At 70.2% G+C, this 14,528-nt stretch carries 10 protein-coding genes; all 10 read left to right on the forward strand.

From position 1 onward, the window contains the following. Positions 1-5 precede the first annotated feature (5 nt). The 10 genes from ku to ACZ37P_RS35315 all read left to right on the forward strand — a co-directional run bounded on the left by ku (position 6) and on the right by ACZ37P_RS35315 (position 14,487). Positions 6-1,199 carry a non-homologous end joining protein Ku gene (gene ku / locus ACZ37P_RS35270; RefSeq protein WP_467350521.1) on the forward strand — a complete coding sequence of 398 codons (1,194 nt, stop codon included), beginning with the start codon at positions 6-8 and terminating at the stop codon, positions 1,197-1,199. A gap of 226 nt (positions 1,200-1,425) precedes the next feature. After that, positions 1,426-2,445 carry a LacI family DNA-binding transcriptional regulator gene (locus ACZ37P_RS35275; protein ID WP_355335582.1) on the forward strand — a complete coding sequence of 340 codons (1,020 nt, stop codon included), beginning with the start codon at positions 1,426-1,428 and terminating at the stop codon, positions 2,443-2,445. Positions 2,446-2,844: 399 nt separating this feature from the next. Next, a complete protein-coding gene (locus ACZ37P_RS35280) occupies positions 2,845-4,209 on the forward strand; it encodes an ABC transporter substrate-binding protein (protein ID WP_467350523.1) in 1,365 nt (454 codons plus the stop codon). Then, entirely contained in the window at positions 4,206-5,177 is a 972-nt protein-coding gene (locus ACZ37P_RS35285; RefSeq protein ID WP_391051199.1) for a carbohydrate ABC transporter permease, read from the forward strand. The genes ACZ37P_RS35280 and ACZ37P_RS35285 overlap by 4 nt, the downstream gene beginning before the upstream one ends. 13 nt (positions 5,178-5,190) lie before the next feature. Continuing rightward, a complete protein-coding gene (locus ACZ37P_RS35290; protein ID WP_355335587.1) occupies positions 5,191-6,078 on the forward strand; it encodes a carbohydrate ABC transporter permease in 888 nt (295 codons plus the stop codon). Between the two features lie 82 nt (positions 6,079-6,160). After that, positions 6,161-9,151 (forward strand): carbohydrate-binding protein, encoded by a 2,991-nt coding sequence (locus ACZ37P_RS35295; protein ID WP_467350526.1) that lies wholly within the window; start codon positions 6,161-6,163, stop codon positions 9,149-9,151. A gap of 111 nt (positions 9,152-9,262) precedes the next feature. Next, positions 9,263-10,933, forward strand: a complete 1,671-nt coding sequence (locus ACZ37P_RS35300) for a glycoside hydrolase family 13 protein (RefSeq protein WP_355335592.1) — start codon at positions 9,263-9,265, stop codon at positions 10,931-10,933. A 541-nt stretch (positions 10,934-11,474) separates the two neighbouring features. Further along, entirely contained in the window at positions 11,475-12,521 is a 1,047-nt protein-coding gene (locus ACZ37P_RS35305) for an amino acid ABC transporter permease (protein WP_467350527.1), read from the forward strand. Next, positions 12,518-13,330: an amino acid ABC transporter ATP-binding protein gene (locus ACZ37P_RS35310; protein WP_391051191.1), complete on the forward strand. Its 813-nt coding sequence runs from the start codon at positions 12,518-12,520 to the stop codon at positions 13,328-13,330. The genes ACZ37P_RS35305 and ACZ37P_RS35310 overlap by 4 nt, the downstream gene beginning before the upstream one ends. A gap of 131 nt (positions 13,331-13,461) precedes the next feature. Next, a complete protein-coding gene (locus ACZ37P_RS35315) occupies positions 13,462-14,487 on the forward strand; it encodes a transporter substrate-binding domain-containing protein (RefSeq protein ID WP_355335599.1) in 1,026 nt (341 codons plus the stop codon). Positions 14,488-14,528 lie beyond the last annotated feature (41 nt).

The raw sequence follows: 14,528 nt of genomic DNA on the forward strand, positions 1-14,528 counted from the left end.
TCGCTATGCGCAGTGTCTGGTCGGGGAATCTGGCCTTCGGGCTGGTTTCCATACCCGTGAAGCTCGGTTCCGCCGTGTCCAGCCACAAGATCAGCTTCCGGCAGGTCCACCTCACCGACCAGGGCCGGGTGCGGTACCAGAAGACCTGTGAGCTGGACGAGGAGGTCCTGACTGCCGCCGACATCGGCCGCGCGTACGAGACGCCGGACGAGCAGCTGGTCGAGATCACCGACGCCGATCTCAGGGCGCTGCCGCTGCCGACCGCGAAGACCATCGAGGTGAGCGGTTTCCTCGACGCGGCCTCCGTCGACGCGATGCAGCTCGACACCCCGTACTTCCTGGCCCCCGCCTCCCCTGCCGCGAACAAGCCGTATGTGCTGATGCGGGAGGCGCTGGCGCGCGCGGGCAAGGCCGCGGTCGGCAAATTCGCCATGCGCAACTCCGAGCATCTGGCGCTGATCCGCGCCCACGACGACGTCCTGCTGCTCCAGACCCTGCGCTGGCCCGACGAGTTGAACTCCCCCGCGGAGGCCGCCCCCAAGGGCAGTGTCAGCATCAGCGATTCGGAGCTGAAGCTCGCCGACACCCTCATCTCGGCCCTCGGCGAGGCGGATCTGACAAGCTATCACGACGAGTACGCGCAGGCCGTGGAGGCACTGGTCACCGCGAAGCTGGAGGGCTCCGAGCTTCCGGCGGCCGAACAGGCCGGACCGGGCAAGGTGGTCGACCTGATGGCCGCGCTGCGCGCGTCGGTGGAACAGGCGAAGGGCGGGCGCGGCGAGGGCGCGGGGTCGGGCACCTCGGGGGCTTCCGGTGCGTCCGGCGCTTCCGCTACGGACGAGGCGGCGGACGGCGACGACCGCAGCGGGCACGCCAGCGTCACCGAGCTGAAGTCGTCCCGCAGGTCCGGCGCGAAGAAGACGGCGGCCGGGAAGAAGGCGACCGCCTCGAAGTCGAGCGGTACGCGATCGGGCGGCACGGGGTCGGGCGGCACGGGGTCGGGCGGCACGAGATCGAGCGGTACGCGGTCGGCCGGGGCGAAGTCCGCGAGCGCCAAGTCGGCGGGGACGAAGTCGACGGCGTCGAAGACGGCCGCCGCGAAGGGCGGCACCTCGAAGGCGGGCGCGCGGAAGACCGCGGCCACGAAGAAGACCGCCGCCGCGAAGAAGACGGCCGCCTCCCGGCGGAAGGCGGGCTGATCCGCCGCCGGGGCGCGAACCCCGTCCCCGGTCGGCCCCTGATCCGCCCTCCGTCCGCGAGGCGCGCCCGGACCCGGCCTCCCGCGCGGCCCCGCGCCTCCGGACGGCCCCGCGCGCCTCCGTACGGCCTCGCTCCCCTGCCCGCATGATCTTCCTCTGCGCAAGTCGCGTCATTTTCTTGCGTTACTGATCTTTGTTTTTGCGCACCATCCTGTAGATTGCCTCTGTGACGAAACGACTCTCCCAAGTGGCCAGGTTCGCGGGTGTCAGCGAGGCGACGGTCAGCCGTGTGCTGAACGGCAGCCCTGACGTGGCGCAGTCGACGCGGGACTCCGTGCTCACCGCACTGGACGTCTTCGGGTTCGAGCGGCCCGCGCGGATGCGCAGCGCGCGGGCGCCGCTGGTCGGCCTTGTCGTCCCTGACCTGCAAAATCCCATCTTCCCGGCGTTCACCGAGGCGCTGGCGGGGGCGCTGAACAAGCGGGGGCTGATCCCGGTGCTGTGCACCAGGACCGCGGACGGCGTCTCGGAGGCGCACTACATCCAGATGCTGCTGGAGCAGAACATCGAGGGGATCATCTTCGTCGGCGCGAGCTACGCGGACGCAGGCCCGGAGCACGGGCGGGACCTGCGCGAGCGCCAGGTGCCGATCGTGCTGATCAACGCGGCGGACGAGAACCGGCAGATATCCCAGGTCTCGGTGGACGACGCGGCGGCCTCCGAGCAGGCGCTGACGCATCTGACGGGGCTGGGCCACGAGCGGATCGGCCTGGTGCTCGGACCGGTGGGGCATGTCCCCTCGGCCCGCAAACTCGCAGGTTACGCGGCTTTCTGGGAGCAGCGGGGGCTGTCGCCCGCGGACTGGCGGCCCCTGGTGGCGCACGCGATGTTCTCGATGGAGGGCGGGGCGACGGCGATGCCCCGGCTGTTCGCGGAGGGGGTCACCGCGGTGGTGTGCGCGAGTGACGCGCTCGCGCTGGGCGCGATCCGGGCGGCCCGGCGGCACGGGATGAAAGTCCCGGACGATCTGTCGGTGATCGGTTTCGACGACTCGCTGTACATGGTGGCGACCGATCCGCCGCTGACCACCTCGCGCCAGCCGGTGCAGGCGATGGCCGCCGCGGCCATCGCGTCGCTCGTCACACAGATCGACGGCCACGCGGTCACCGACGAGGTGATGCTCTTCGAACCGGAGCTGATCGTGCGCGGCTCCACCCGGATGCGCAAGGTCGTGAAAAGCGGCTGACCTGCACCGTCGCCCGTAGGGCGACGGCTTTCCGACTCCGCGCGAGGGCGGGGCGCCAGGACCGGTTCACGGTCCCGGAGCCCCGCCCTCCGCGTATGCGCTCGCGCCCGCGCCGGTCCCGCGCCGGCCCGCGTCCGGCGACGGGCGGACGCGTACCGCCGCCCGTCCGGACACCCCGGCCGGCCCGCGTGTCGATGACACTGCGTTACGGACACAAATCCTCCGGATTACTTTCTTGCGCAGATTGATTGACATCTTGCGTGACCCGATCCTACTGTCGGCGCCAACGCCAGGCGGCCGGACGTCCTGGTAACCCCGCCGTTACGCAAGCGGACGCAAGCGCACTCGCCCCTCGGGACGGGTACGTCCGCTGCCGTTTCCCAGGAAGGTCCGATCCCCATGGACGGCTCCAGAACCCGCCCCGCCCTCGGCGTCACCGCCATCGCCGTCTCGCTGGTCCTCGGCGTCACCGCATGCGGCGGCGGCTCGTCCCACTCCTCCGGGGCGGACAAGAACGGCGTGGTCACGATCAGCGTGAACGGGCTGCCTCCGGCCACCCAGACCGTCGACCGGAAGAACTTCGAGGACGACATCAAAGCCTTCGAAGCGAGCCACCCGAAGATCAGGATCGACGCCCGTGAGGGTCTGATGGACCCGAAGACCTTCGCCGCGAAACTCGCGGGCGGGCAGTTGGAGGACGTCTACTACGTCTACTTCACCGATCCCGCGGGGCTCATCCAGCGCCACCAGGCCGCCGACATCACCGCGCAGCTCAAGGACTTCCCCGCCCTGAACGACGTGCGGCCCGAATTGCAGAGCGTCTTCAAGGACGCGGGCGGCAAGGTCTACGGCCTGCCCACCGGCAACTACTCGCTCGGACTGGTCTACAACCGGGCGCTGTTCACCAAAGCCGGGCTCGACCCGGACAAGCCGCCGACCACGTGGGACGAGGTCCGCGCCGACGCCAAGAAGATCAGCGCGCTCGGCGACGGCACCACCGGCTACGCCGAGTTCAGCAAGAACAACCAGGGCGGCTGGCACCTCACCTCGTGGATCTACTCCGAGGGCGGCGACGTCGCGGTGAAGGACGGCGGCGCCTGGAAGGCCGCGTTCAACAGCGACGCGGGCCGCAAGGCGCTCCAGACGCTGCACGACATGCGCTGGACCGACCGGTCGATGGGCACCAGGCAGCTCCTGGAGATCCCCGACGTGCAGAAGATGATGGGCGCGGGCAAGCTCGGGATGTACATGGCGGGCCCGGACAACATCCCCACGATCGTCAAGCAGTTCGAGCGGAAGTACGACGACTACGGGCTGGCCGCGCTGCCCGGCACCGCGACGCTCGGCGGCGGTGACGGCTTCATGTTCAACCCGAAGGACAGCCCGGCGAAGATCAAGGCCGGTCTCACCTGGATCCAGTGGAAGTACCTCGACCCGGACCGCGAGGAGGAGATCACCAAGAAGTCGGCGGGCACCGACATACCGATCGGCCTGCCGCAGCCGAACCTGTGGAGCGGGGCCGGCCAGGCGAAGGTCGACGCGGCGCACAAGAAGTACGCGAACGTGCCGCAGAAGAACTACCAGCCGTTCGTGGACCGCAGCGGCGAGGTCGCGGTGAAGGTCGAGCCGCCGAACGCCCAGCAGATCTACACCGTGCTCGACGGTGTCATGCAGGCGGTGCTCACCAAGAAGGACGCGGACATCGACGAGCTTCTCAGCGACGCCGAGAAGAAGGTCAACACCATCCTGGCCACGGTCAAGTGACAGCCGAACCGCTGACGTCGGCCCGCGCCGCCACCGCGCGGACGCCGAAGGCGCCTGCCGGGGCGGGACGGTCCGGCCGGTCGCGCCCCTCGCGGGACCGGCTGCGCCGGGCCGTCGTCGACAACCTGGTGGCGTATCTCTTCCTGGTCGCGGGCGTCGCCGCCTTCGCGGTGTTCTCCTGGTACCCGATCGTCCGCGGTGTGCTGCTCAGCTTCCAGCAGGTCAACTACGCGGAACCGGCGCGGTGGGTGGGCCTGGACAACTTCCACCGCCTGTTCGCCGACCCGCTGTTCGTCACCGCGTGGCGCAACACCGCGTACTTCAGCCTGCTGGCCCTGGTCTTCGGCTTCGCGGCGCCGTTCGTGACCGCGATCGTGCTCAATGAACTGCGGCACGGCAAGGCGTACTTGCGGATGACGGTCTATCTGCCGGTGATGCTGCCGCCGATCGTCACGATGCTGCTGTGGCGCTGGTTCTACGATCCGGGGCCCGGCCTGTTCAACAACGTGCTGCGGATCGCGCACCTGCCCGCGCAGTCGTGGCTGGAGTCGCAGAATCTGTCGATGATCTCGCTGGTCCTGGTCTCCACCTGGGCCAACATGGGCACCACCACGCTGATCTACCTCGCGGCGCTCGGCGGTGTGCCGGGCGAGCTGTACGAGGCCGCCGAGCTGGACGGCGCGACGGTACGGCAGCGGCTGTGGCATGTGACGATCCCTCAGATGCGATTCATCCTGATGATCACGCTGCTGCTCCAGGTGATCGGCACCATGCAGGTGTTCATCGAGCCGTTCGTGCTGACCGGCGGCGGACCCGACGACGCGACCGTGACCGTACTGCTCCTGCTGTACCGCTACGCGTTCGTCTACAACGACTTCGGCCTGGCCAGCGCGATGAGCACGGTGCTCTTCGTGGTGCTGGGGATCTTCGCCGGGGTGTACCTGCGGCTGACCCGCAGCAAGGGCTGAGAGGGGAACGACCATGGCCGCACAGACCGCTGTCCGCACGCTGATCGCGCCGACCGAGATGAACCGCCGCACGGGGAGGTTCCTCTACCGGTTCGTGCTGGGCGCGACGCTGCTCGGCTTCACCGCCGCCTTCCTCTTCCCGCTGTACTGGATGGCCTCGGGCGCGCTCAAGTCGTCGTCGGAACTGGCCCAGCCGAGGCCGACGATGGTGCCGCACTCCTGGCATCCGGAGGCGTACTCCGAAGCCTGGTCGTCGGTCGGGCTCGGCCACTACTTCCTCAACACGCTGCTGCTGGCGGCCGGGGCGTGGGCCTGTCAGCTCGTGGTCGACGTGGCCGCCGCGTACTCGCTGTCCAAGCTGCGGCCGGTGCTGGGCAATGTGGTGCTCGCCATGATGCTGGCCACGCTGATGCTGCCGGTGTCGGCGCTGCTGGTGCCGACGTATCTGACCGTCGTGGACGTGCCGTTGATCCACGTCAACCTCATCAACACGCCGATGGCCGTATGGCTGCCGGCCTGCGCCAACGCCTTCAACATCTTCATCCTCAAGCGGTTCTTCGACCAGATCCCCACCGAACTGCTGGACTCCGCCCGGATCGACGGCGCGGGCACGGTACGGATCCTCGTGTCGCTGGTGCTGCCGCTGTCCCGGCCGGTGCTCGCGGTCGTGTCGATCTTCGCGGTGGTCGGCGTCTGGAAGGACTTCCTCTGGCCGATGCTCGTGCTGCCCGATCCCGCGAAGCAGCCGATCACGGTCGCCCTGAACCGGTTGGCGGACGACATGCCCGCCAACCAGTTGCTGGCCGGAATGGTGATGGCGAGCATTCCGCTGCTCGTCCTCTTCCTCATCTTCCAGCGCAGCATCATCAACGGCCTCACCGCGGGCAGCCTCAAGGGCTGACCGGGCGCGGGCCCGCGCTCACCCCCCACACATGGCAACCCCCGCCGCACGACGTCGTGCGGTGCTCAGGGAAGGATCACCCATGTCTCCAAGCGCCCCAACCCACCGCGCCAGAACGCTCGCGGCGGTGCTGCCCGCGGTGCTCGCGGTGCTGATCGCACTGCTGGTCTGGCAGGCGTCGCCGTCGGCGCACGCCGCGACCACGGTCGTCGAGGCGGAGTCCGCGACGCTGTCCGGCGGCGCGGTCGTCGCCACCGACCACACCGGCTACACGGGCAGCGGATTCGTCGGCGGCTACACCGACGCCAACAAGGGCACGGCCTCGACCGGCTTCACGGTCAGCTCGGCCGTCGCGGGCGCCGGAAGCGTCACCATCCGTTACGCCAACGGCACCAGCGCCACCATGACACTCAGCCTCTACGTCAACGGCGCCAAGATCCGCCAGATCAGCCTCCCGGCCACCGCCAACTGGGACACCTGGACCACCACCGACCAGGCCGTCACCTACACAGCGGGCACCAACACCATCGCCCTGACCTTCACCACCGCCGACAGCGGCAACGTGAACGTCGACAACATCACCGCGACGACGCCCAGCGGCAGCACCACACCGCCCGCCGCGACCGGTCAACTGGAGGCGGAGTCCGCGTCGTTGAGCGGCGGGGCCGTCGTCAGCAGTGACCACACCGGCTACACGGGCAGCGGATTCGTCGGCGGCTACACCGACGCCAACAAGGGCACGGCCTCGACCGGCTTCACGGTCAGCTCGGCCGTCGCGGGCGCCGGAAGCGTCACCATCCGTTACGCCAACGGCACCAGCGCCACCATGACACTCAGCCTCTACGTCAACGGCGCCAAGATCCGCCAGATCAGCCTCCCCGCCACCGCCAACTGGGACACCTGGACCACCACCGACCAGGCCGTCACCTACACGGCGGGCACCAACACCATCGCCCTGACCTTCACCACCGCCGACAGCGGCAACGTGAACCTGGACAACGTCGTGGTGACGACGCCGACGGGCACGACGCCGCCGACCACACCTCCCACGACGCCGCCCACCACACCCCCGGCCGGTTCGCTCACGCACCAGGCGGAGGACGCGTACTTCTCGGGCGGGCCGAGCGTGGCCACGACCGCCTCGGGGTTCAGCGGCAGCGGGTATCTGACGGGCTTCGGCGCGCAGGGCGCGCGGGTGGTCTTCGCCGTCAGCGCGCCCGGCGCGGCGAGCTATCCGGTGGCGGTCGCGTACCGGACCGGGAGCGGTTCCGCCGCGTCGATCACGCTGACGGCCAACGGGCTGAAGGTGGCGCAGGTCGCGCTGCCGGGTACGGGCGGGGCGTGGTCGACGGCCACGGTCAGCGCGCCGCTGCGGGCCGGGCTCAACACGCTGACGCTGCGCACCGAATCCGGTGACTCGGGCGCGCCCGACATCGACGGCGTCGCGGTGACCGGCTCGGTCGCCAACGCCACGCGCGGCGCCACGGTGCCGTACACGTCCTACGAGGCGGAGAGCGGCACCACCAACGCGAGCACGATCGGCCCCGACCGCACCTATCTGACGGTGGCGTCCGAGGCGTCGGGACGCAAGGCGGTGGTGCTCAACAGCACCGGCCAGTATGTGCAGTTCACCCTGACCAAGCCCGCCAACGCGATGACGCTGCGCTACTCGATCCCGGACAACGCGGCGGGCACCGGCACCTCGGCGCAGCTCAGCCTCTACGCCAACGGCGGCAAGGTCCGCGATCTCGACCTGTCGTCGAAGTACGCCTGGGTGTACGGCGGTTACCCGTACAACAACGACCCCTCGCAGGGCTCGGCGCACCACTTCTTCGACGAGTCGCGGTTCAAGATCGGGGACTTCCCGGCCGGGACGGTGCTCAAGCTCCAGAAGGACGCGGGCAGCACCGCCGCCTCGTACACCCTGGACCTGATGGAGACCGAGCAGGTCGCCGCGGACCAGGCCATGCCCGCGACCGGCTTCGTCTCCGCGACGACGCTCGGCGTCACCCCGAACGACGGGAGCGACGACACCTCGGCGCTCAACAGCGCGGTGGTGACGGCCACGTCGCAGGGCAAGGGCCTGTGGCTGCCCGCGGGCACGTACAACATCTCCGGGCACGTCAATCTGACCGGGGTCGCGCTGCGCGGCGCGGGCGAGTGGGCCACCGTGCTCCAGGGCCTCAACGGCAAGGGCGGGCTCTTCGGGCAGGGCGGCACCAACACCGTCCAGGACCTGACGATCTCCGGTGACGTGTCGTACCGCGACGACGCGAATTTCGACGCCGCGATCGAGGGCGACTTCGGCAACGGCTCGACCATCCAGGACGTGTGGATCGAGCACACCAAGGTCGGCCTGTGGATCGACGCGCCGACCAACGGCCTGTACGTGGGCGGCCTGCGAATCCGCGACACCGCCGCCGACGGCGTCAATCTGCACAAGGGCACCGCGAACACCGAGGTGTGGAACACCAGCGTTCGCAACACTGGGGACGACGGTCTCGCGATGTACTCCGAGGCGAGCGCGGTCACCAACTGCGCCTTCCGCTTCGGCACCGTGCAGATGCCGCTGCTGGCGAACGCCGCCGCGATCTACGGCGGCAACGGCAACCGGATCGTGGACAGCGTCGTCGCCGACACGGTGACCGGGGCCTCCGGCATCGCGGTCAGCACCCGCAACTTCAATCCCGCGCCGGTCCCGTTCAGCGGCACCACCACCGTCGCGCGCAACACCCTGCTGCGCACCGGCGGCTACGAGCCGAACTGGCAGAGCAAGCTCGGCGCGCTGTGGATCTACGCCGACGGCTCCGACATCACGGCGCCCGTCGTGGTCAAGGACCTCGACATCACCGACAGCACCTACAGCGCGGTCCTGATCTCGTATCAGAAGACCGTCACCGGGCTGACGTTGAACAACGTCAAGATCCAGACGGCCGGCGCGTACGGCCTGGAGATCGACTCGAAGGGCTCCGGCACCTTCGGCGGCGTCACGGTCAGTGGCGCGGCCTCCGGCGGGCTCAGCACCACCGGGACCTTCACCATCAACCGGGGCTCCGGCAACACCGGCTGGTAACGCCCCCGCACACCCCGGTCCGCCCCGCACCCCTGACGGGGCGGACCGGCCCCCGCGCATGCCCTGCGGCCCTCCGGGCCCTGGCTCTCCACGACCGTCAAGGAGACTCCCGTGACACTGCCCGCCTCCCCCACCGCACCCGCCTGGTGGCGGCACGCCGCGATCTACCAGATCTATCTGCGCAGCTTCGCCGACGGCAACGGTGACGGCATGGGAGACCTCGCCGGGGTCCGCGAGCGCCTCCCCTACCTGCGGGATCTCGGCGTCGACGCGCTCTGGTTCAACCCCTGGTACGTCTCCCCGATGGCCGACGGCGGCTACGACGTCGCCGACTACCGTGACATCGACCCGATGTTCGGGACGCTCGCCGAGGCGGAGCGGCTCATCGTCGAGGCGCACGAGCAGGACCTGCGGGTCATCGTGGATCTGGTGCCCAACCACGCGTCCGACCAGCACCCCTGGTTCCGGGCCGCGTTGGCGGCGGGTCCGGACGCGGCCGAGCGGGAGCGCTTCTGGTTCCTGCCGGGCCGGGGCGCGGACGGCGAACTCCCGCCCAACGACTGGCAGTCGTACTTCGGCGGCGCCGCCTGGACCCGGATCACCGAGGCGGACGGCACGCCCGGCCCCTGGTACCTGCACATGTTCGCGCCCGAGCAGCCCGATCTGAACTGGGAACACCCGCAGGTGCGGGCGGAGTTCGAGAGCATCCTGCGGTTCTGGCTGGAGCGCGGCGTGGACGGCTTCCGGATCGACGTGGCGCACGGCCTGGCCAAGAAGCCGGGGCTGCCCGACGTCGGCCGGGACCCGGACGTCACCGACCTTCCCTACCAGGACTGCGACGCGGTGCACGAGATCTACCGCGACTGGCGGAAGATCGCCGACGGTTACGCGCGCAGCCCCCGGCCCGGCGGGGCGCCCGGCGAGCGGGTGTTCGTCGGCGAGGTGTGGCTGCCCACGCCCGAGCAGTTCGCCCGCTATCTGCGCCCCGACGAGCTGCACTCCGCCTTCAACTTCGAGTTCCTGTGCTGCGCTTGGGACGCGGCCGGGCTGCGCGAGGTCGTCGACGCCACGCTCGCCTCGCACCGGCTGGTGGGCGCGCCGCCCACCTGGGTGCTGTCCAACCACGACACGATCCGGCACGTGACGCGGTACGGCCGCGAGGACACGTCCTTCGACATGGGCGACAAGCGGCTCGGCTCGCCGAGCGACACCGTCCTCGGACGCCGCAGGGCCCGCGCCGCGGCGCTGCTCACGCTGGCCCTGCCGGGCGGTGTGTACGTCTACCAGGGCGACGAGCTGGGCCTCGCCGAGGTCGAGGACATACCCGACCACCTGATCCAGGACCCGACGTATGCCCGCTCCGGGGGCCGCGACCGCGGCCGGGACGGCTGCCGGGTGCCGCTGCCGTGGTCGGCGGAGCCGGTCTCGCTGGGCTTCTCGCCGGACGGCGCGAGCGCCGGTCCGTGGCTGCCGCAGCCCGCCGAGTGGTCGGGGCGGTCCGTCGCGGCCCAGCAGGGCGATCCGCACTCCGTGCTCGCCCTGTACCGGGCCGGTCTCGCGCTGCGCGGGGAGTACCTCCGGTGGCTGCCGGAGACGCTGGAGTGGGTGGACGCGGGTCCCGGCACGGTGGCCTTCCGCCGGGACGGCGGCTTCCAGTGCCTGGTCAACCTGTCCGCCGAGCCGGTCGCGCTCCCCGCCGGGCTCCGGGTGCTGCTGGCCAGCGGCCCGCTGGAGGACGGCCTGCTGCCCTCCGACACCTGCGTCTGGCTGACCGCCGAATGACCGGCGCGCCCGCGCGCTGATCCCAGGAGCCCCGGCCCGTCCCCGCCGATCCCGCGGAAGACCGCGTCCCCTCCCCACCCGCGGAAGACCCCCTCCCCGCCGATCCCCGTGTCCCGTCCCGGCCGACCGCCGGGGGGACGCGGGGATCCGTGCGTGGCGGTCGGCGGACCGCGCGTCCCACCTGGCGGAATTCACAACGCGTTCATTGACGTGGCACGCGCCACCTGGCTGACTTACGCCCAGGCCGGACCGCTGTCCGGCCCGGACTCACGACGCGAGGCCCCTACGGGCCGGCACAAGGGGAGGTGACCAGGGTGTACGCAGCTACGAGGACGGCCGCCGCCTGGCGCCGTCATCTCCGGGACGACGCGTACCGCAACCGGCACATCGACCTGCTGCGTGTCAGCAGCGCTCTGTGTCGACGCTGAATCCCGGGCCCGCCGCACGCTTCTGACGCGTTGTCACATCGGGCCCCCGCGCACTCCACCGCCCCTTCTCATGGGGCGGCTGCCGACGTCTCCCTTCGCGCTGGAGTTCCCCGATGAGCGAGCCACCCCGCCCCGCCGTGCCCGCGGGCGCGACCGACACCGCCGTGCCGGAAGACACGACCGACACCGTCACCACCCCTGCTCCACCGCCGCCGCGCACCCCGCCCGCCGACGACAGACGCGTCGGCCGGTCTGCGCAGCGCGTCGTCCCGCTGCGGCATCCCTGGCGCTGGGCGCTGACCGCCGTCGCCCTGGTGCTCGTCGCGCAGATCACGCACGGCCTGGTCACCAACCCCTTCTTCCAGTGGGACCGCTTCCACTACTGGTTCCTGCGGCCGGTGATCCTGGACGGGCTGCTGGTCACGCTCCAAGTCGCCGCCTGGAGCGCCCTGTTCGGACTGCTCGGCGGCATCCTGCTTGCCCTGTGCCGACTGTCCAGGAGCCCGGTGCTGCGCTCGGTGAGCTGGATCTACATATGGCTGTTCCGCTCGGTGCCGCTGATCGTCATCCTCCTGTTCCTGTTCAACTTCTCCTCGCTGTACGCCACATTGAGTCTGGGCGTGCCCTTCGGTCCCGGCTTCGTGCACTTCGACGAGTCGCGGCTGGCCACCGACATGGTGGTGGCCGTGGTCGGCATCAGCCTCAACGAGGCCGCCTACGCCGCCGAAGTGGTGCGCGCCGGAGTGCTCTCGGTGGACCAGGGACAGCACGAGGCCGCCGCCGCGCTCGGCCTGCCGCGCGGCTACCAGTTCACCCGGATCGTCTTCCCGCAGGCGCTGCGGGCGATCGTGCCCTCGTACGTCAACCAGTTGATCGGGCTGATCAAGAGCACCTCGCTGGTCTTCTACGTCTCCCTGCTCGACCTCTTCGGCAAGGTGGAGAGCATGGGCAGTACGTATCCGGGTGACGTCGTCCCGCTGCTGCTGGTGGCGACCGTCTGGTACGTGATCCTGACCAGCGTCGTCTCGGTGGTCCAGTTCTACGTCGAGCGGTACTTCTCACGCGGCGCGCTGCGGACCGTACCGCCGACGCCGTTGCAACGGCTGCGTACGGCAGTGCGCGATCTGCGGGCGCGCGCCGAGATCGGATCGATCGCATGAGCGCCGACCGCGTCCCCGCCGACACGTTGGTCACCGCGGTGACCGCGCGCCCCGCCGCCGTGACCGTCCACGACGCGCACAAGTGGTACGGCACGCACCAGGTGCTCTCCGGTGTCGATCTGACCGTGCAGCCCGGACAGGTGACGGTGATCCTCGGCCCGTCGGGCTCCGGCAAGTCGACGCTGCTGCGGGCGATCAACCACCTGGAGAAGCTGGACATCGGCTACGTCAGCCTCAACGGCGAGCCGATCGGCGTACGGCACCACCGCGGCCGGCTCAAGGAGATCAGCGAGCGGGCGATCCTCGCCCAGCGCCGCCGGATCGGCTTCGTCTTCCAGGGCTTCAACCTCTTCCCGCACCTCAGCGTGCTGGACAACGTGGCCGCAGCGCCGGTCGCGGCCCGGCAGAAGACCAGGGCCGAGGCGGAGGAACTGGCCCGCGCGCTGCTCGGCCGGGTCGGGCTCGCCGACAAGGTCGACGCCTATCCCCGGCAGCTCTCCGGCGGCCAGCAGCAGCGGGTGGCCATCGCCCGCGCGCTGGCCCTCGAACCCGGCGTCATCCTCTTCGACGAGCCGACCTCGGCGCTCGACCCCGAACTCGTCGGCGAGGTACTGGCCGTCATCCGGGATCTCGCCACCAGCGGTACGACGCTGATCGTCGTCACGCACGAGATCGGCTTCGCCCGCGAGGTCGCCGACACCGTCGTCTTCCTTGACGGCGGCCGGATCGTCGAACAGGGCCCGCCCGACCAGGTGTTGGACAACCCCCGGCACCCCAGGACCCGCGAATTCCTCAGCAAGGTCCTCTGAACCCTCCTCCGAACCCCCGTACGCCGCGGGCCAAGGCGCGGACACAGGCGCCTTCCACAGCGACGGCCGCCAGCCCGCGGGCGCCCGATACGTCACCCCCGCACATCCGCTCACCATCAGCGAGGTTCACCATGCCCGACATCCGTACCACCGCCACCAGACGCGTCGCCGCGGGCATCGCCGTCGCCGCCCTCACCTTCGGCCTCGCCGCCTGCGGCAGCGACAGCGGCTCGGACGCCGCGGCACCGGCCGCCGCGGACGCCAAGGGCACCGTCGTGGTCGGCGCGCAGTCCAACGGCGCCGCCAAGGAGATCACGCTCACCGTCCCTGAGGTCGCCGCCATCCGCGCCGAGCTGCCCAAGTCCGTGCTCGACAGCAAGCAACTCGTCATCGGCCTGGGCTTCCTGCCCGCCGGCTCGCCGCCGATCGGCTACGTCGGCGCGGACCAGAAGACCATCACCGGTTCCGAGCCCGACCTCGGCCGGCTGATCGCCGCCGTCTTCGGCCTCAAGCCCGTGCTGTCCAACGCCACCTGGGACAACCTCTTCGTCGGCATCGACAGCGGCAAGACCGATGTCGGCTTCTCCAACATCACCGACACCGAGCAGCGCAAGGAGAAGTACGACTTCGCCAGCTACCGGCAGGACAACCTCGGCTTCGAGGTGAAGAAGAGCGACACCTGGAACTTCGACGGCACCTACCGCAGCCTGGCGGGCAAGACCGTCGCGGTCGGCGCGGGCACCAACCAGGAGAAGATCCTGCTGAAGTGGCAGAGCGAGCTGAAGGCCGACGGCAAGAAGCTCACGATCAAGTACTTCCAGGACTCCAACAGCACCTATCTGGCGCTCAACTCCGGCCGGATCGACGCCTACTTCGCGCCCAACCCGAGCATCGCCTACCACGGCACGCAGACCGCGGGCTCGCCGAACGCCACCCGCAGCGCGGGCAAGTTCTCCGGTGCCGGGGCGTCCCTGCAAGGGCTGATCTGCGCCACGGCGAAGAAGGACAGCGGCCTGGCCAAGCCCCTGGCCGACGCGATCAACCACCTGATCAAGAATGGTCAGTACGCGCAGTGGCTCGCCGCGTGGAATCTGGCCAACGAAGCGGTGCCCGCCTCGCTGGTCAACCCGCCGGGGCTGCCGCTGACCAACTCCTGACCCCGTACCGGCCGCGGCACGGCCCCGCACCGACCGAAAGG

This window comes from Streptomyces sp. NPDC024632, from assembly GCF_055559175.1.